Origin of the sequence: Streptomyces sp. NPDC001890 (assembly GCF_042891445.1) — a bacterium.
Lineage (GTDB): Bacteria > Actinomycetota > Actinomycetes > Streptomycetales > Streptomycetaceae > Streptomyces.
On record NZ_JBIATE010000020.1, the window covers coordinates 36,874 to 56,074 of the forward strand.

Annotated in this window: 12 protein-coding genes and 1 pseudogene; 9 read left to right on the top strand and 4 right to left on the bottom strand. The window is 72.4% G+C overall.

Features of this window, described 5'->3' with window-relative positions; genetic code table 11:
- Positions 1 to 6 precede the first annotated feature (6 nt).
- The 3 genes and pseudogenes from ACFYY1_RS33080 (at position 7) to asnB (ending at position 4,595) form a co-directional block, all read left to right on the top strand.
- On the top strand, positions 7 to 1,836 hold the full coding sequence (locus ACFYY1_RS33080; protein ID WP_388592119.1) for a CocE/NonD family hydrolase: 1,830 nt from the start codon (positions 7 to 9) through the stop codon (positions 1,834 to 1,836).
- Between the two features lie 57 nt (positions 1,837 to 1,893).
- Positions 1,894 to 2,454: pseudogene (locus ACFYY1_RS33085) on the top strand (GNAT family N-acetyltransferase).
- A 293-nt stretch (positions 2,455 to 2,747) separates the two neighbouring features.
- Positions 2,748 to 4,595: an asparagine synthase (glutamine-hydrolyzing) gene (gene asnB / locus ACFYY1_RS33090; RefSeq protein WP_388592120.1), complete on the top strand. Its 1,848-nt coding sequence runs from the start codon at positions 2,748 to 2,750 to the stop codon at positions 4,593 to 4,595.
- Here asnB and ACFYY1_RS33095 read toward each other — a convergent pair.
- The 4 genes from ACFYY1_RS33095 to ACFYY1_RS33110 all read right to left on the bottom strand — a co-directional run bounded on the left by ACFYY1_RS33095 (position 4,568) and on the right by ACFYY1_RS33110 (position 11,603).
- Positions 4,568 to 6,760 carry an ATP-binding protein gene (locus ACFYY1_RS33095; protein ID WP_388592122.1) on the bottom strand — a complete coding sequence of 731 codons (2,193 nt, stop codon included), beginning with the start codon at positions 6,758 to 6,760 and terminating at the stop codon, positions 4,568 to 4,570. The genes asnB and ACFYY1_RS33095 overlap by 28 nt on opposite strands.
- On the bottom strand, positions 6,757 to 7,461 hold the full coding sequence (locus tag ACFYY1_RS33100) for a DUF4255 domain-containing protein (RefSeq protein ID WP_388592124.1): 705 nt from the start codon (positions 7,459 to 7,461) through the stop codon (positions 6,757 to 6,759). The genes ACFYY1_RS33095 and ACFYY1_RS33100 overlap by 4 nt, the downstream gene beginning before the upstream one ends.
- A complete protein-coding gene (locus tag ACFYY1_RS33105; protein WP_388592125.1) occupies positions 7,458 to 10,595 on the bottom strand; it encodes a hypothetical protein in 3,138 nt (1,045 codons plus the stop codon). Before ACFYY1_RS33105 ends, ACFYY1_RS33100 begins: the two co-directional genes overlap by 4 nt.
- A 276-nt stretch (positions 10,596 to 10,871) precedes the next feature.
- Positions 10,872 to 11,603 (bottom strand): response regulator transcription factor, encoded by a 732-nt coding sequence (locus ACFYY1_RS33110; RefSeq protein ID WP_388592126.1) that lies wholly within the window; start codon positions 11,601 to 11,603, stop codon positions 10,872 to 10,874.
- A gap of 204 nt (positions 11,604 to 11,807) precedes the next feature.
- Between ACFYY1_RS33110 and ACFYY1_RS33115 the strand changes: the two genes are divergently transcribed.
- The 6 genes from ACFYY1_RS33115 to ACFYY1_RS33140 all read left to right on the top strand — a co-directional run bounded on the left by ACFYY1_RS33115 (position 11,808) and on the right by ACFYY1_RS33140 (position 19,178).
- Positions 11,808 to 13,127, top strand: coding sequence for a hydrolytic protein (locus ACFYY1_RS33115; protein WP_388592128.1), 1,320 nt, complete (start codon positions 11,808 to 11,810; stop codon positions 13,125 to 13,127).
- 484 nt (positions 13,128 to 13,611) lie between these two features.
- Complete coding sequence (locus tag ACFYY1_RS33120; RefSeq protein WP_388592130.1) at positions 13,612 to 15,141, top strand: phage tail sheath family protein; 1,530 nt, start codon at positions 13,612 to 13,614, stop codon at positions 15,139 to 15,141.
- A 39-nt stretch (positions 15,142 to 15,180) separates the two neighbouring features.
- Positions 15,181 to 15,621 carry a phage tail protein gene (locus tag ACFYY1_RS33125; RefSeq protein ID WP_072486912.1) on the top strand — a complete coding sequence of 147 codons (441 nt, stop codon included), beginning with the start codon at positions 15,181 to 15,183 and terminating at the stop codon, positions 15,619 to 15,621.
- Positions 15,618 to 16,109, top strand: coding sequence for a hypothetical protein (locus ACFYY1_RS33130; protein ID WP_266728354.1), 492 nt, complete (start codon positions 15,618 to 15,620; stop codon positions 16,107 to 16,109). Before ACFYY1_RS33125 ends, ACFYY1_RS33130 begins: the two co-directional genes overlap by 4 nt.
- The gene (locus ACFYY1_RS33135) at positions 16,106 to 16,264 is read left to right on the top strand and encodes a DUF6760 family protein (protein WP_164495324.1); all 159 of its coding nucleotides are present in this window, start codon (positions 16,106 to 16,108) and stop codon (positions 16,262 to 16,264) included. The genes ACFYY1_RS33130 and ACFYY1_RS33135 overlap by 4 nt, the downstream gene beginning before the upstream one ends.
- Positions 16,265 to 16,355: 91 nt before the next feature.
- Positions 16,356 to 19,178: a hypothetical protein gene (locus ACFYY1_RS33140; protein WP_388592133.1), complete on the top strand. Its 2,823-nt coding sequence runs from the start codon at positions 16,356 to 16,358 to the stop codon at positions 19,176 to 19,178.
- Positions 19,179 to 19,201 lie beyond the last annotated feature (23 nt).

Below are 19,201 nucleotides of genomic sequence, written 5' to 3' on the forward strand. Positions count from 1 at the left end.
CTCGGTGTGGAGGTCTTCGTGTCGCGTGCTGTTCCCCGCCCCCGGTCCGCCTATCGGACGTTCTCCCGGAAGTCGGCCGCGTACGTGGCCGGGGCCGCGCTTGCCGCACCGCTGGTCCTCACCGGCGCGGCGCGCGCGACCGCGGCCGAACCGTCCCCCTACACCGTCACCCCGCTGAAGTTCACCATCGAGGCGGGCGGCCGTTCCTGCATCGTCGACGCCGATCTGTACCGCCCCGCCGGGGCCGACGCACAGCATCCGGCCCCCGCCGTGCTCGCCACCAACGGCTTCGGCGGCAGCAAGTCGGACGGTTCGACCGACGCCATCGGCAAGGCCTTCGCCTCCCGCGGCTATGTCGGCCTCGTCTACTCCGGCCTCGGCTTCGGCAAGTCGGGCTGTCTCATCACCCTCGACGACCCGGCCATCGACGGCAGGGCGGCCGCCGGGCTCATCGACTTCCTCGCCGGGACGCGGGCCGCCGACGACGGCACGAAGGCCGACTACGTCACCCGGGACGGCGAGGGCGACCCCAGGGTCGGCATGATCGGCGGCTCGTACGGCGGCGCCATCCAGCTGGCCACCGCGGCCGTCGACCGGCGCGTGGACGCCCTCGTACCGCTGATCACCTGGAACGACCTCGCGTACGCGCTCGCCCCGAACAACGCCGGAACCCGTCAGGGCGTCTCCTCCGACACCGCCGGGGTCTTCAAGTGGCAGTGGACCAACGGCTTCTACCTCATGGGGGAGGGGCAGACGATCCTCAACGTGAGCCTGGACCCGTCCCGGTTCAACAACCTCACCTGCCTGCACTTCGCGTCCAAGGCGTGCGACACCATCCGGCTGCTCAACTCCGGCCGCTACCCGGCCGACCGGACCACCGAGATGCTCGACTACGCGCGCAGCGTCTCGCCCGTCGATCACCTCGGCAAGGTCAAGGCGCCCACCCTGCTCGTCCAGGGCCAGGCCGACAGCCTGTTCAACCTGAACGAGGCGACCGCCACGTACGAGGCCCTCAAGGCGCAGGGCACCACGGCCAAGATGATCTGGCAGGCCTGGGGCCACAGCGGCGGGCAGGTGCCCGGCGAACTCGACCTGGGCAAGGGCAACCTGGAAACCAGCTACGTGGGGCAGCGCGTCCTCGCCTGGTTCGACCGCTACCTCCAGCACCGGACGAACACCGACACCGGGCCCGACTTCGCCTACTACCGCGACTGGCGCAGCGGATACGGCACCGCGGACTCCGTACCCGCGCTCTCGCAGAAGCTGTACCTGTCCGGCGACGGGAAACTCGTCGACAACCGGTCCAAGGTCACCCGGGGCAGCCGCCAGTACGCCAACTGGCTCGTGCCCACCAGCCATTCGGAGAGCTCGCTCGCCGGAATCATCGGGCTGCCCGACCCCAAGCCCTATGACACCAAGGGCACCTACCTCGGCTGGACCAGCGCCCCGCTGAGTTCGCCCCTCGATGTCGTCGGCGCCCCGAAGGCCACCCTGAAGGTCGTCTCGCCGAAGACGGAGCGGGTCCAGAACAGCGGCGACGCCGCCGACAAGCTCGTCCTGTTCGCCAAGGTCTACGACGTCGCCCCGGACGGCGGCAGGACGCTCGTGAACCGGCTGGTCTCCCCGGTGCGGGTGCCGGACGTCACCCGCTCGTTCACCGTGCAGCTGCCGGGCATCGTCCACCGGTACGAAGCGGGTCACCGGCTCGAATTCGTGATCGCGGCGAGCGACAGCGCGTACTCGGGCAACCGGGGGATCAAGCCGGTCACGGTGGTCAGCGCCCCGGAGGACACCGGTGTGCTGGAGCTTCCGGCGGTCGGCGGCCGGCTGAAGTGACACGGACGGCCGGATGACCGGTCCGCCCCCGATCGCCGACCGGTCTAAGCTGCCGGAATGCCTGAAAGCGACTACCTGGCCGTGGGGCGGCGCACGGCGATCCGCCCCATCACGCAGGCCGATGCCGAGGAGTTCACCACCCGGGCGCGGGAGAGCCGGGACGTGCACCGTCCCTGGCTCTTCCCGCCCGACGACGCCCGCGCGTACGCCGCCTACGCGGGCCGGCTGATCGACGATCCCACGAAGGCCGGTTTCCTCGTCTGCGAACGCGGCGGCGGCACTCCCGCCGACCCGATCGCGGGTTTCATCAACATCAACAACATCGTCGCCGGCGGGTTTTGCTGCGGCGCGCTCGGCTAGGGGGCCTTCGCCCACGCGCTGGGACGCGGTCTGATGAGCGAAGGGCTGGAACTGGTCCTGCGCCACGCCTTCGGGCCGCTCGCGCTGCACCGCCTCGAAGCCAACATCCAGCCCGGCAACGAGGGCTCGCTCGCCCTGGTGCGACGGGCCGGATTCCGCCTCGAAGGCTTCTCGCCCGACTTCCTCCTCATCGACGGAGCCTGGCGCGACCACGAGCGGTGGGCGATCACGGCCGAGATGGCCGGCGACAAGTCCTGAGCGCGGTGGGGTGCGCCGGCCGACCGGTGCACCCCACTGGCCCACTCCGGGTTGGGCAAGTCTTTGCCGATGGCCGATTCGGCATCCCCACCGGGCCCACGAGCCCTTCCCGCACGGGTTCCGGTGCACGGCACTCCGTACAGGAAGCGGCAAATCGCGGCCGAAAGCATGGGGGACGCGCCGCCGTCCGGGTAACGACCGTGTTGACCGTACGCAATCCCAGGAAGAGGCTCGTCATATAGCTGCTAGATACAAGTGGTTCTGCCGGGCGGGACCGGATCGGGAGGACGCGTATGTGTGGCATCACGGGCTGGGTCTCCTTCGACCACGATCTACGGGCGGCGGAGGCCACCGCGACCCTGGACGCGATGACGCGGACCATGTCGTGCCGGGGCCCCGACGACCGGGGGACCTGGACCGACGGGCACGCCGCGCTCGGACACCGGCGGCTCGCGATCATCGACCTCCCCGGCGGGCGCCAGCCCATGGCCGTCGACACCCCCGAGGGGCCGGTCGCCCTCGTCTACTCCGGTGAGGCGTACAACTTCACCGAGCTGCGCGGCGAACTGATGGCCCGCGGACACCGGTTCACCACCGACTCGGACACCGAGGTCGTGCTGCGCGGCTACCTGGAGTGGGGCGAGGCCCTCGCCGAGCGGCTCAACGGCATGTACGCCTTCGCGCTCTGGGACGGCCGCCACGACCGGCTCGTCATGATCCGCGACCGGATGGGAGTCAAGCCCTTCTACTACTGGCCGACCCCCGACGGTGTGCTCTTCGGCTCCGAGCCCAAGGCCGTCCTCGCCAACCCGCTGGCCCGGCCCCGGGTGACCCTCGACGGGCTGCGGGAGCTCTTCACCGTCGTCAAGACCCCGGGCCACGCCGTCTGGGACGGCATGTACGAGGTGGAGCCCGGCACGGTCGTCACCGTGGACCGCCGCGGTCTGCACCGGCACGTCTACTGGCGGCTGGAGACCCGCCCGCACACCGACGACCGGGACACCACGATCGCCACCGTACGGTCACTGCTCGACGACATCGTCCGCCGCCAGCTGGTCTCCGACGTACCCCGCTGCGTCCTGCTCTCCGGCGGACTCGACTCCTCGGCGGTCACCGCGCTCGCCGCCCGGCAGCTCGCCGACAGCGGCGAGAAGGTCCGCACCTTCGCCGTCGACTTCGTGGGACGCACCGAGAACTTCGTCCCCGACGAGCTGCGCACCACCCCCGACACCCCGTTCGTGCACGACGTGGCCCAGCAGTCGGGCACCCTGCACCGGGACATCGTGCTCGACCCCGAAACCCTCGCCGACCCGGAGGTACGGGCCAGGATGATCCGGGCCCGGGACCTGCCCATGGGCTTCGGCGACATGGACGCCTCCCTCTATCTGCTCTTCCGGGCCATCCGCGAGCACTCGACCGTCGCCCTGTCCGGCGAGTCCGCCGACGAGGTCTTCGGCGGCTACCTCCAGTTCTTCGACGAGCGGGCCCGCACCGCCGACACCTTCCCCTGGCTGGTACGGATGGCCGAACACTTCGGCGAGGACTCGGACGTGCTCCGCGACGACCTCGGCCGCGCCCTCGACCTGGAGGGCTACGTCCGCCACGGTTACGAGACCGCCGTCGCCGGCATCGAACGGCTCACCGACGAGAGCGACTTCGAGTACCGCATGCGCCGGATCTGCCACCTCCACCTGACCCGCTTCGTGCGGGTCCTGCTCGACCGCAAGGACCGGGCGAGCATGGCGGTCGGCCTGGAGGTCCGGGTGCCGTTCTGCGACCACCGGCTCGTCGAATACGTCTACAACGCGCCCTGGGCCCTCAAGTCCTTCGACGGCCGGGAGAAGAGCCTGCTGCGCGAAGCCACCGCCGATCTGCTGCCGAAGTCGGTGTACGACAGGACCAAGAGCCCCTACCCGTCGACCCAGGACCCCAAGTACGCCCTGGCCCTGCAGGAGCAGGCCCGCGAGCTGCTCGCCCGTCCGGACCACCGCGTGTTCGACCTGATCGACCGCGACCGGCTCCGCAGGGCGGCCGACCACGGCGCGCCCCAGGTCACCGCGGCCTCCCGTCGCGGCCTGGAACGCACCCTGGACCTCGCCACCTGGCTCGACCTCTACGAACCCGAGCTGATCCTCGGCTGAACGGCCCGCCCGGCCCGGTGTTGACCGGCGCCTCCCCGCCCACGCTCCAGCCAGGTGCCGAACTCGCTCTCCCGGACCAGCCGGCCGAGCTTGCGGTACTCCTGGATCACGGCCGTGACGATCTGCTCCATACCGAGCGGACTCCCCGATTCCGCCGCGAGATAGGCGGCGGTCACCGCACAGGCCCGGATCGACCCGCCCGCCAGCTCGAAGCGGCCCGCGCAGAACTCCAGGTCGAGCCCGGCCTCGCGCGGGAGCGCCGTCCCCAGGCAGCGGTCCCACAGGGCCAGCCGCTGCCGGGCGTCCGGCATGGGGAACTCCGCGATCACATCGAGGCGCCGGGTGAACGCCTCGTCGAGATTGCCACGCAGATTGGTGGTGAGTACCGCGATCCCGTCGAAGGACTCCATCCGCTGGAGCAGATAGGCCGACTCCACGTTGGCATGCCGGTCGTGCGCGTCCTTGACCTGCGAGCGCTTGCCGAAAATGGCGTCCGCCTCGTCGAACAGCAGGATGCCGTTGACGTCGGAGGCCTCGACGAAGATCCGCTCCAGGTTCTTCTCGGTCTCACCGACGTACTTGTCCACCACCGTCGACAGATCCACGACATAGAGCTCCATGCCGAGCTCCGACGCCACCACCTCGGCCGACATGGTCTTCCCGGTGCCGGACTCACCCGCGAACAACGCGATGATGCCGCGCCCCCGGCCGCCGCCCGGCCGCATCCGCCACTGACCGAGCACCTGCTCGCGGTGGCGGGCCCGCAGGGCGAGTTCGGACAGCTCGCGGCGGGTCGCGGGGGGCAGTACGAGGTCGTCCCAGCCGACCGCCGGCTCGATGCGGCGGGCGAGCCGTTCCAGCCCCGCGCCGTTCTGGGCCCGGACCGCCGTGCGCAGGTCCCGCACGTCCACCGGGCGGTCCTCCAGGACGGCCAGCCGGGAGGCCACCGCGGCGGCCTTGCGCACCTGCTCGGAATCGAGCCGGTACGAGGCGGTGGCCTCGATGAGCTCCTCGTCGGCCGACCCGCCCCCGGCCGGCAGCCCGACGGACGTGCCGGCCTCCGCGAGCGCCTGCCGCCACCGCCGGGCCAGGCCCGCGGGGCCGGGGGAGTGGACCTGGACCGGGACCGGGCTCTCCCCGGCCCACAGCGGGTCCCAGTTCTTCTTCCCGTACGCGACCAGCGGAGCGCCGCCGACCGCCGCGCACAGGGCCCCCAGCAGCCGGGCCCGCTCGGGGCGTTCGGGGGCGAGCGCCTCCAGCGGCCCGAGGACGATCCCGCCGTCGCCCAGCCGGACCTCGGCCGCCAGCGTCCGTACGGCCTCCGCCGGTTCGGGAAGGGCGGCGAGCTCCGCGATGTCGACCACCAGGGGACGGCGCCCCGCGGCGAGCAGCGCCTCGACCGCCAGCCGGCCGGGGTCGCCGCCCCGGTCGAGCAGATGCACCAGACCACTGCCCGTGCCCAGCGCCGCAGCGACCCGCAGCACCTCCGGCCCGGCGTCCGTCCCGGGAGCCGGGGCTTCCCCGGGCCCGACCACGCGGACCAGGCCGCGCAGCCTTCCGTCGATCTCGTCGTCGCCGAGCAGATACGCACCGATCCGGTCCGGCACCCGCAGCACCCGCGAGAGCAGCGGGCGTTCGGCGTCACGGACCTCCAGCAGCCCGCCCGCGACCAGCGGGGCGGACGGCGAGAAGCGGAAGCGGCCGGAACTCGCGGCGGGCAGCCCGCACAGTTCCAGGGCCAGGCCGATGGTGGGCCTGCGCCGGGTCAGGTCGTCGTTGAGGTAGCCGTAGAGCTGCTCGAACCGGCTGTCGATGTCCGGGGCCAGCGCGACCAGCAGCAGGTCCACGTCCAGCTCCACCAGGCCGAACCGCTCGGCGAGCCGCCCGATCCGGCTCCCGGGCGGGGACTGCGGCGAGGGCCCGGAGCCGTACTCCGGCACGGGCGCGAACGCGTCGCGGGCGTCCACGATCCGCGCGGCCGCCTCGGGGGTGAGGTACTGCCCCCGGTACGGATCGTCCGGCTGCGGGTCGACGGCCCGCCGGACGGCCACGGCGTTCCTGACCCGCTGCTCGACATGGACCAGCCGTTCCCAGAGGTCCTCGATGACCGCCGTCGGGGCCCCGGCCGCTTCGTGGACGGCACGGGTGCCCTGTGTCGTGGTCACCGGGCCGCGCCCCCGCGCCTGCGCCGGCCGGGCGGCAACTGCCGTTCCCGCTGCGCCGCGAAACCCCGGTCGCCGGGGTCGGACGCCCCGTCGTACCGCAGCCGGCGCCCCGGTTCCGCACCCTCGCCGTCCCGGCCGGGCGCGCTGCGCACCACCAGCCCCTCGGTGACCGGCGGTCCCGCGGTGGTCCGCTCACCGGCCAGCGGTGCCCACACCCGCAGGTCGATCGCGGCCTTGAGCTCACCGCCGAGCGCCGACCAGACGTCCGAGGCGGACGGCCCGTCGGTGCCCGGACCCGCCGCCTCGATCTCCACGGTCAGCCCCAGCTCGGCGAGGCTGCCGGTGTGCATGTGGGCGGGCAGTGCGTCCGAGCGCACGAGACAGCGCAACGCCTCGGAGAGCAGGCGGTGTTCGTCCTGCGGGCGATTGGTCCACGCGGTCACCAGGTACGTCAGCTCGTACCAGCGGGGCGGGGTCCGCCAGCCGATCACGACCCCGTCCTCGTCGTGCTCCTCGGCCGCGCCGGTACGGCGGCGGCCCGCGTCCTCACGGATGCGGTGCAGGAAGACGCTGATCGTGGGGGCGTTGCGCCGGGCGGACCAGTCCTTCGTCGGCGCGTCGAAGACCAGGTCGACGCCGCTGTCCTGGAGTCCGGCCTCGACCAGCAGCAGCCGCAGCCCCTCGTCGACTTCGTGGATCACCGGCGCCCCACCTCGTCCGGCGGGACGATGGTGCCGGCCACGACCAGGAAGCGCGTGGTGACGGGGCCGAACCCCGGCCCCGAGGCGGTGATCGTGCGCGGCCCGGTCTGGTCCTTCGCCAGGATCAGCAGCTGCGCGATGAACGTACCGTCGCGGCGCGGGAAGGCGGGCGGCGCGGTCGCCGTGATCCCAGGTTTCCAGGTGAGCTTCACCGGCGCGCCGGGCGGGAAGTCCTTGCCCCGTACGGAGGTGACGAATCCCGGCTTGCCGACGGCGGGCACCGGGACGATCCGGGGCCGGAGGATGCGCAGCGGCTTCCTGGAGACGTTGTCACGGGTGTCGGCATCGGTGCCGGTCGTGGTCAGCGTCCCGGTGATGGTGGTCCTCAGAGCCCGGTCCGGCTTGAGCACGACGCGCACGACCGTGGAGGCACCCGTCGTCAGGTCGGGCAGGGTGCACACGCCGGCCGTGCAGCCCGGCGGAAGCGGATCCGCCGGGATGGACGCGGGCAGCCCGAGCTTCAGCCGCAGCCCGGTGGCGAGCGCGTTGCGGCCGTTGCGCACGGTGTACGTCACCACCACCCGGCCGCCGACGTAGCCGGGGCTGGGCTGGGCCCGCACCGTGACCCCGGGCCCCGCCTCGGGCTCGGGCGGCTCGGGGGCCGGCTTGGGCGGCTTGGGCGTCGGGGTGGGCGCCGGGGGCGCGTCCTGGACCGGGACGGTGGTGGTGGTGGCGTTGTCCGTAGGGTTCGGGTCGACCACGGCCCCGGTGACCGACCAGCCGATCTGCTGGTCGCCGCTCGTCACGCCGGTGATCCGGGCGGTGACCTCGATGCTCTCCCCGGGCCGCAGCACGCCCAGGCCGCACTGGGGCGCCCCGGTGGCGCAGGTGCCGGCCGGGGTGGTCAGCTCCTCCAGGCGCACGCCGGGCGGGGCGTCGGCGGTGAGCACGGTGCCGGGCGATGCGGCGGGGCCCCGGTTGGTGACGGTGACCGGCACCGTGACGGAGGAGCCGACCTCCACCGAGGGGCCGGTGGGCGGTGCGGTCAGGGCCAGGTCGACCGACTGCTGGAAGGCGGGCTCCTTCTGCCGCCCGCCGAGCCGTTCGCCGAACGGAGTCAGGGTGCCGGAGGCGAGGTCGAGCATGGACAGTTGCTCCGGGGAGTTCGGACCGACCTTCCTGCGCGAGCTCAGCACCAGCCGCTGTGCATCGGGCGACCAGGCCACGTCGCGGGGCTGGAAGGGCCCGGTCAGGGTGGTGTCGGGGATCTCCTGGTGGCACGCGTCGGGGTTGTCGCGCTGCGCGGAAGGCAGCACGACCCGGCAGTCGTCGCCTTTCAGCGAGGTCACGACGATGCCGGTGCGCTCGTTGACCAGGCCGCCGCGGTCCTTGCGGTTGAAGGCGATCCGGGTGCCGTCGGGGGAGAAGGCGGGGCTGTCGTCGATCTTCTTGCACTCGCCGGGGCAGACGGTGACGCTGAGGTCCCGCTGCTGGTCGAGCGCCGCCACCGGCACCGTCCAGACGTGCTTGATGCCGCCCAGGCCCCGGATCACATGGTTGCGGGTGAAGGCGAGGGTCTTGCCGTCCGACGACCAGGTCGGCTGCGCGTCACCGCCCGCCAACTCCCCCTGAGGCGGCACGATCCTGCCCACGATCGCCCCCGTGGCGACGTCCGCGATGAGAATGCTGCTCGGCCCCGCGGCCTCGCCGACCCCGCCGGGCGAGGTCCTGGTGAACGCCAGCCTGGTGCCGTCCGGCGAGAACGTGGGGTCGGTGTCCCAGTCGCGGGGACCGCGTCCGGCGAGCGGCATCGCCGTCTTGTTCTGGCCGTCGGCGTCGGTCAGCCAGATCCGTTCGACGCGCTGCTTCGGCTCCCCCTCGAAGCGGGTCACGACGATGCGCCTGCCGTCCGGGGTGTAGTTCTGCCGCTCGGTCCACGGGTCGTAGTCCGCCGCCGGGTTGAACAGCGGGTCCTTGCGGGAGTCGGTGTTCGTTCTGGCCGCCGGGTCCTCCCTCAGGATCTCGACCCCGAGGTCCCGGGGATCCGAACCGTCCTGCCTGACGTCCTGGAGCGTCACGTCGTTCACCAGGAGCGGGGTCCGCCGGGCCACGACGATGGTCCCGGGGTCCATGGGGCCCATCCAGGTGGGCGATTCGACCGCCCGGTCCTCGCCGAGGTTCAGGCCCGGCTCTTTCCCGTCGAAGGCGGTCGCCCGGTAGACGTGGTCGTAGTCCTTGCACCCGCAGATCGTGTCGGGGCTGAGGAAGAGCAGGTCGTTTCCGTCCGGCAGCCAGGCGGCCGAGCGGGTGCGCCAGCCGGCCTGGACACCGGCCAGCAGGGGACGGTCGTTCCCGATGCCCTCGGTCACCCGGAGCCGGGGCCCGGTCTTCGCGTCCGTGGTGAGGGTGTACGCGATGCGGGCGCGGTGGGTGTCGTCGTCCACCGGGTTCCACTCCGGCTCGGTCGCGTCGCCGGCCGGTCCGTCACTGATCACCCGCGCCGCGCCGCCCGCCACCGCCCGTTCGTAGATCAGCCCGTTCCCCCCGGGACCGGAGTCGCAGGAGTAGGCGATCCGCGAGCCGTCCGGGGAGAACGTCGGGGAGGTCTCGTTGTTGGGGGTGTCCGTCAGCCGTCGCAGTCCGGAGCCGTCGACCCCGATGGTCCACAGCTCGCGCTGGACCACATCGCCCGGCCCCCGTTCCGCGGAGTCGAACACCACGGTCCGCCCGTCCGGGGAGAGTTCGGGATGCGCGGCGTCCCGGTCGGTGGTGAGCCTGCGTACCTCTCCGCCCGCGTCGCGCACGTACACCTGCGGCCGCACACTGTCGCGCAGGCTGGTGAAGACCATCACCTCACCGCGTGCGGAGGGGTCCTGGTCGTAGTGGGCCGGTCCGGGGCCGAACAGCGGCGCGGTGGTGGCCTGGTCCGAGACCCGGCCGAGGCTGCGGTGCTCGGTTCCGGCGTAGGTGATGCGTCCGGCGTCCACGGGGCTCTCGTCCGCCGCCGCGGCGAGTCTCGGCGCGCCCTGGGGGGCGGACGCGGAACCCGCCACCAGCAGTGGTGCCAACAGCACCACAGCGCCTGTCAGTCGGCCCAGCCGGGTACGGCTCGCCGGGCCAGCGGTGCCGGTCACGGCCCACCTCGCAGTTCTGTCGATGACTCTCCACGACGAGCATCCCGCTCGCGCGGGGGCAATCACAGGTCCCGGGGACCCGGCCAGGGGGAAGGGGTGGTTGCCCTTTGCGGCGCCTTCCTGCCCCGCCCGGCCGTCCCTGCCGCCCGCACGGCGCGCCCCCGTGCGGCGGCGGCACGCCGTCCGCACGGGAGCCCGCGCCGGGTCCCAGAGCCTCTCGCTTGGATCACGCCGAGCTCGCGGGGTCCGGCACGCGCCTGATCCAGACGAAAGGCCCTAGATGAGCCCGTGCCGCATGGCGTAGCCGACGGCGTGGGCCCGGTTGCGCAGTTCCAGCCGGGTCGCCACCTCGTGCAGCACGTTCTTGACGGTGCGTTCGGAGTACGAGGTCTTCTGCGCGATCTCCGCGGTGCCGTAGCCCTCCGACACCAGCCTGATCATCTCCGCCTCCCGCGTCGTGAGGGTGGAGAGCGAGAGCCCCCGGGGGTCGAGGACCGTGCGCTGAAGGCTGCTGACATGGGTGAGGAGCTTTCCGAGCAGGTCGCCCGGCAGCACCCCTTCTCCGTTCGCCATCGCCGTCACCAAATGGACGAGACTGTCCTGGTCGGCCTCCCCGCGCCTCAGCACGGCGGCTACACCGCACTCGATCATGGTCTGGAGCGCACCCGATTCGAAGAAGCCGACGACGAGTCCGGTACGGGTGGAGGTGTTGCGCTGGAGGCGGTTCAGGAGCTGGACGGTGGGTTCGTTCACCATGTCCACCACCACCAGGGAGACTTGGGCCCGGTCCGCCTCGGACTCGGCTATCAGCTCTATCTCGGGCCGTGGACGTAATTGGTGCACCACACCGGTCTGCAGGATCAGGTCCTCCGCGTAGACCGCCACGGAGACTCTGCCCCCGGGGGCCTCGGGGGTGCCTCGGCCGGCGGCGTACGCCGGCGAGGTGGACCTGCGGAACAGGCCGCGATCCACTGCCCGTTCGTTCGTTTCTGCTGCTGTCGTCGTCATTCTTCTGTGTGCCTGTCTTCCTCAGCTGCTTCCGTCCGATACGTCTGGTTCCGGTCTCGACCGCCCGGGTCCCGGGCACGGCGACCGGGCCCGGGGAGGGCTCGCCGGGACATCGCGCCGTTGGGCCGCCGGGGCACCACCCCTGCCCGTGCGTTGCCCTCGCGTCTCTGCTGCGCGGCCGGGGGCTCGGCCTAACGTCGCATCGTGACCACATCTGCCGAACTCGAAACGCCCACGGTGACGGTGTCGCCCGGCACCGAAGCGACGACGACCCTGACCGTGCGCAACGACGGCGACATCGTCGAGGCGTACACGCTCGAAGTGGTCGGCGACTGCGCCGCTTGGAGCACCGTCGAGCCGGCCCGCGTGTCCCTCTACCCGGGCACCTCCGAAGTGGTGACCGTGCGGCTCGCGCCGCCCAGATCCCACGAGGTCCGGGCCGGCGAGATACCCCTGGGCGTCCGCGTGCTGCCCGCCGAGCACCCCGAGTCGGTGGCGGTCCCCGAGGCCACGGTGGTCGTCGGGCCCTTCCACGAGCTCCGGGCGGAGCTCGACCCGCGCCGGCGCTCCGGCTGGCTGGGCGCCCGCTTCCGGGCCGCGGTGCAGAACAGGGGGAACACCGCGGTCGATGTCGCTCTCACCGGCAAGCAGGCCGGGGAGGAACTCCGCCTGGCCTTCACCGAGGGCCAACGGCGCCTGGAACCCGGCGAGTCGGCCGAGGTGGGCCTGCGGGTACGGGCCCGGAAACTGATCTGGTTCGGGCAGCCGGTCGCCTGGCCGTTCGAGGTCGAAGCCGCCGAGACCACCGAAGGGGAAACCGGCGGGGAGCAGCCCGGCCGCTCCGAGACGCTGCCCGGTGAGTTCTCCCAACTGCCGGTGCTGCCCCGCTGGTTGCTGATCGTGCTCGCCGCGCTGCTGGCCCTGCTGCTCGCGTGGTTCGCGCTGGTGCGGCCCGCGGTGCGCAGCACCGCGAAGCAGGCGGCGAACGAGGCCGCGCAGGAGAAGACGCCCCCCGGCGGGAAACAGGACGCGACGGCCGGCGGTACGGGTGACCCGACCGGCGGCCAGGGGCAGGAGAAGGGTGACGGGAAGGGCAAGCCGAACGGCTCCGGGGGCGCCGGCTCGGGCGGTTCCAGCTCGGGGGCGGACGGCGGGACCGGAGGCACCCAGCAGAGTTCGGCGACGATCGATGTGCAGACCCGGTCCGGGGGTGAGAGGAAGGGGACCTACAAGGTTCCGGAGGGCAAGGTATTCGGAATCACGGACATCGTGGTGGCGAACTTCCAGGGCGACGAAGGAGTGCTGACGATCTCCTTCGGGAAACGGAAGATCACCACCATCGCACTGGAGACCTTCCGCAACCAGGACTATCACTGGGTCACCCCCATCCAGATTCAGCAGAACGAAACCGTCACCGCATCCGTGACCTGTAACAAACCAGGCACCCCGGCAACCGGAACTCAGGCTTCCAAGTGTCACCAGGTGCTCAATGTCAGCGGTGAGCTCAGCGACCTCGCACCGTAGGAACAAAGCGCCTGACCTCCTGCTTCCTCCACAGGAGATGAGAACAGCAGAGATCCCGTTCCAGGGAAACCCGGCTTGCCGGTCTTTGGCGGTTTCCTTCCCTGCGCACATTAAGAGTTGGGGATGGGCGGTCAAGGACCGGATCCGGTCACCCGAGCCCGACAGGGCCGTCTTAGCCCGAGAACTCTGGCTGATTTCCGCCGCTGTGACGCCGGAGGCCGAGCACCCGAATTTTCCCCGAAGCACCGGCCGTTGCCCCGCTGAGTGCCTTTCGGAAATCCACTGTTCACACCGCTGTCACATGGCCGGAACAGGAAAGGCGCCGGCCGTCGGGCCCGGCCCGCGAAGGGAAGCTCTTCCTGCCCCCGCGGGTGCCTGGGAAGGCAGCACCCTTGCCCCGTGCCCAGGACCTTGAGACCTACTGTCCGCCACCGCCGCCGGGGAAGACTCGGCGACGAACGAATGACCACGCGAAGGAGCGAGCATGCCGTCGTACCTCACCCCGGGTGTTTACGTGGAGGAGGTGCAGTCCGGTGCGCGGCCCATCGAGGGAGTCGGCACCGCGGTCGCAGCCTTCGTCGGTTTCGCGGCGTCCGGCCCCTTCCACCAGCCGACGCTGGTGACCAACTGGGACCAGTACGTCCAGACCTTCGGCACCTTCACCGACGGCACCTATCTGACCCCCGCGGTCTACGGCTACTTCGCCAACGGCGGCGGCGCGGCCTACATCGTGCGCATCGGCGGCTCCGCGCAGGACCAGGCGCAGCAGTCCGTTTCCGGGTCGGCCGCGCCTGCCGCACTCGGCGGGTTCCAGGTCTCCGCGCGGCCCGGCGCGAGCGCGGACCTCTCCGTCGAGGTCACCGACGCCGAGGGCGAGAACCCTCCGGAGGACCGGTTCCGGCTGCTGGTGCGGCAGGCCGGCAAGGTGGTGGAGACCTACGACGTCTCCAGCCGCAAGAACGTCAAGGGCTATCTCGTCACCCAGGCCCGCCAGTCCAAGCTCATCGAGGTCACCGAGCAGCCCGGCGCGGCCCAGACCCGCCCCGAGAACCAGAGCCTCGCCCTGGCGCCCGCCGCTGCCGCCCCCGGAGCCGGCGTCGCACGGCTCGACCCGTCCGAGTACGTCGGTGACGCCGCCGCCCGCACCGGGTTCGCGGGACTCGAAGCGATCGACGAGATCACCATGGTCGCCGTCCCGGACCTGATGAGCGCCTACCAGCGCGGGGACATCGACGCCGACGGCGTCAAGGCCGTCCAGCTGGCGGTGATCTCGCACTGCGAGCAGATGGGCGACCGGGTCGCCGTCCTGGACACCCCGCCCGGCATGAACGCCCAGCGCGTCCGTACCTGGCGCAACGACGACGCCGGATACGACTCGCGCTACGCCACCGTGTACTACCCGTGGCTCAAGGTCTTCGACCCGGCGACCGGCCAGAACTCCCTGGTGCCGCCGAGCGGTCACGTCGCCGGCGTCTGGGCACGCAGCGACGGCGAGCGCGGTGTGCACAAGGCCCCCGCCAACGAGGTCATCCGCGGCGCGCTGGACCTGGAGATCCGCCTCAGCAAGGGCGAGCAGGACCTGCTGAACCCGATCGGGGTCAACTGTGTGCGCGCCTTCCCCGGGCGCGGCATCCGGATCTGGGGCGCGCGCACCCTCTCGTCCGACCCGGCCTGGCGCTACCTCAACGTGCGCCGCCTCTTCAACTACCTGGAGGAGTCGATCCTCCTGGGCACCCAGTGGGTGGTGTTCGAGCCGAACGACGACCGCCTCTGGTCGAGCATCCGGCGCAACGTCACCGCCTTCCTCACCGAGGAGTGGCGCCGTGGCGCGCTCTTCGGCCGCACGGCCGAGGAAGCCTTCTACGTCAAGTGCGACCGCGACAACAATCCGCAGGAGTCGATCGACCTCGGCCAGGTCGTGTGCGAGATCGGCGTGGCTCCGGTGAAGCCCGCGGAGTTCGTGATCTTCCGCCTCGCGCAGTTCTCCGACAGCACGAGCCTCGTCAACGAGTGACCCGACAGGGTCCCCGAACGGAACAGGTGACACAGAGTCATGGCAGAGGGCGACGCTCTTTCCACCCACGTCTTCGGCGTGCAGCTGGGCGGCTATCTCGTCGAGTCGATCCAAGAGATCAGCGGATTGACCGTCGAGGAGGAAGTCGTCGAGGTCCGTCAAGTGACCGCCGAGGGCAAGCAGATCATCCGCAAGCAGCCCGGCGCACGTCAGGCGGGCGAGGTGACGATCACCCGCGGGCTCGACAAGAGCAGCGAGTTCACCAAATGGATCAAGGAGACGCTCAACAACGGTGCGGTCGACACCGCGCGCCAGAACCTGACCATCGAGATCAAGGACTCGAAGGGTGAGACGGTCCGGCGCATCCAGCTGATGCAGGGCTGGGCCAGCAAGTGGGAGGGCCCCTCGCTGAAGGCCGGTGAATCCAGTGCCGCCACCGAGTCGGTGACCATCACCTTCGAGGAGATCGTGGTCGAATGAGGCGCAGGACCGTTACGTCGGGCGGGCTCGACGAAGTCCTCGACAGCCTCGCGTCCGCCCAGCCCGCCGCTCGGGAGGAGGCCGCTCCGGCGCCGCCTCCGGCCCGGGACCAGCAGGCGATGCGTTCGGAGTTCGAGTTCGAGCTCCCGCGCGGATACGTGGACGACGAGGGCCAGGTCCACCGGCGCGGCTCGATGCGGCTCGCGACGGCACGGGACGAACTGCGCCCGCAGATCGATCTGCGGGTGAAGGAGAACCCGGCGTACCTGTCGGTGGTGCTGCTGAGCCAGGTGATCACCCAGCTCGGCACCATCACCGATGTGCACGCCGGGGTCGTCGAGCGGATGTACGCCACGGACGTGGCGTTCCTCCAGGACTTCTACCGCCGGATCAACAGCGAGGGGCACACGCACGCCGCGGTGACCTGTCCGCTGTGCCACGGATCGTTCGAGGTGGACCTCTCGGGTGGGCGCCTGGGGGAATCGTGACGTACGCGCTTCCCCGGCTGCGGGAGGAGATCGCGTACGTCGCCTACCACTTCCATTGGCCACGAGAGGACATCCTCGACCTCACCCACGCCGAGCGTCAGGAGTGGGTACGGGAGATAGCGCGGATCAACACCCGCGTCAACGAAGGCGGGTGATCGTGTGGGTCTCGGGAACTGGTTCCGCCGAGGGGACCGCCAGCAGTCCCCAACGCCCTCCCGGGACGGGGCCGCAGACGGAGGCGGGGACGTGGCCGGCTCCGGCTCCGTCACTGCCGCCGTCACCCGGGAACCGGAGGCCGGCCGGAGCGACGGCGGGGCCGGCCGGCGGGACAACGGCTGGGACGGTGGCTGGCGGCGGGTCGCGCCGCCGGCGGTGACCGTCGCCCGGTCCTCGATCGGGGTGAGCGACGGTCTGCGGTTCCGGGACGGCCTCGCCTCGTGGCAGAACCTCGCGTTCGCGGGCGAACTCGGCCATGCCGTGCTGCCGTCCGCACCGGTGGGCCTGATCCACGGCGTCGCCCGTCCGGGCGGCGCGCGGTCCACGGCCCCCGGCGGACCGCTGCTGCTGCGTGCCGCCCGGACCGGCACGGAGGGGGAGGCGGAACCCGCGGTGGGTGGCGGGAGGCCGGCTCCCGAGACCGTTCAGAGGTCCGGCGGTACGACGACCACTCGCTCCTCCGGGAGCGGGGCACCGGGGCGGCAGAGCCGCGGGGACGGCGCGACCGGGCGAAACACCACGGCTGGGGCGAGCGGTACGCCGTCGGCACCGGGAACGGATGCGGCTCCGGGAACGGACGTGGCTCGGGGGCAGGTCGCGGCCCCGGGCCCGGTCGTCGCATCGGCGTCGCAGCAGCCCGCGGGCACCGCGTCATCGGCACCGGTCTCGCTCCAGCGCGCCCGGCCCGTCGCCGTACGCCCTCGGCGGACCGCCCCGCCCCTGACCATCGCCCGGCGTCCGGCGATGGCATTGCGGCAGATCGCCGGGATCCTGCCGACCGAGGCTTCCGAAGTCTCCGCACCGGTCACTCCCGACGCCACCGCCGCCGGCACCACATCCGCACCCGCCCTGCCGACGGGCCACACCGCCGACCGGCCGGCTGCCGCGCCGGTGCGCCCCGCCCTGGGCAAGCCCCTGCGGGAGCTGCCCATCGGGGCGGTGGCCGCCGACTCGACGGCGCCGGGCGGCGTTGTGCCGTCCGCCCCGGCAGGGCAGGAGCCGGCGGGCATGCCCGTGTTGCAACGCCAGGCGTCGGACCCGGCCGCCCCTGCGGCGAACACACCGTCGCCGGAGGCGGCGAAGCCGTCGGTGCGTCAGCCGCCGGCCTCGGACGGTCGAGTCCCGAACACCCGGGCGCCGCAGTCGTCGCGCTCGTCGCAGCCGTCCCAACCGTCCCAGCCGGATGTGTCCGGGTCATCGGCACGCGTCCGTGGCGGGATCGGCACCCCGCTCACCTCGCTTCCGTCGACCGCCATGCTCCGGAGCGACGCACCGCTGCTCGGTGACCGCCGCAGGGCGCAGCCGGGAAGCGCGGCCCCTCGGCCGGACACGGCGTCGGCAGGAGAGCCCGGGGCAGCCCCGCTCCAGCTCTCGTCCTCGGCACCGGCCGGCCCGACGTCGAAGGCCCTCGGCACACCTGCCGAGATGCCGGTGCGCTCGTCCGGGGTGCCCGCTCGGCCCGACGTGTCCGTGCCGGAACCTGCCGCCGTCCAGCGCACGGCAGGCGCCACACGTCCGAACGCTTCCCTCAGCACTCCGCCCCCGTCCGCGTCCGCGTCCCCTTCCGCTCCCGCTCCCGCCGGGCCGGTACGTGTCCGGAGGATCACCCCGGAGCGGCAGAAGGGCCAGGCAGCCGGGACCGCGGCCGTCCCCGGGGGACCGGCATCCGTCGTTCAGCGCTCGCGGGCCCTCCTCGCGAGCAGGGCCCTGGACGTGAGCACCGGCTCCGCCGAGGGCTTCTCGGCACCCACCACGGCGGGCAGCACGGCCCGGCCGGTCGTGGCGGCCACCTGGCGCCGTGATGCACAGCAGTCAGGGCATACCGCGTCGCCGTCATCGGCGCTCGGTAACGCGCACGCCGGGGAACACCGGACACAACCGGCCCCCGCACCACGGCAGTCGGCTCCGGGCGGGCCGACGTCCGGTGGGTCGGCACCCGGTGGCACTGCTCCGGGCAGCACCGTCCAACGCCTCGTGTCCGCCAGCCCGTCGACGGGCACCACCCGGAGCAGCGGAACGCCCTCGGGCCACCCGCCCGCCGCCGCCCCCGGCCGCGGCGCGCGGACCGGAGCCGGAACAGAATCCAGGGCCGGGACCGAGCCCGATCGGGGCCCCGACCGGATCCCTGGTCGCGGTCCGTCGGCAGCCCGCTCTCTCCTGCGGCTCGTACAGCGTTCGCCGCGCGGCGGGGCGACAACGCCATCGTCGCGGTCGGACGTACGCCCCGCGGAGCCGGGCCCCACGCAGTCGTACTCCGCCCCGCCGCCGCCCCCGGCGCCCCGCGACCCCGTACCCGACATCCCGTCCGCGCCGTCCGCCACCCGGCCGGTCCCGGTCGTGCGCCCGCATCCGCCCGGGACCGGCCGGCCAGGAGCAACCGCCGTCCCCGTACAGCGGATGACCTTCCCGGTGGTGCCGGAATCGGCCACCCCCGCGACCACCGGACCGGTGCCCGAGTCCGCCATGTCCGCGCCCACCGGACCTCCGGCCCTGGCGGTACGGATTCCACAACGCGCACCGAATCCGACGCCGCTCCCGAGTCCGCCTCCGGCTGCCGGGGCCCGTGCCTCCGCCGCCACCGCCGAGGTGCTCCAGCGCGCGGCGGCCGACGCCGGGATCACCGGCGTTCCGGTACGGGCGGCCCCGGTGAGGCGCGCCGAGCCGCCGGGCAGGCCCGCCTCGACCGGACCGGACGCCTCGGCCACCGCGGACCCGCCGGCCGCGCACCGGGTCACCGGGGCGGACATCGAGGAACTGGCCCGCCGGCTGATCGATCCGGTGAGCCGGCTGATCCGCGCGGACCTGCGCAGAGGGCGGGAACGTACCGGACGGCCGTACGACGGCCGCCGCTGACAAGGGTCCGGCCCCTCCGCAAC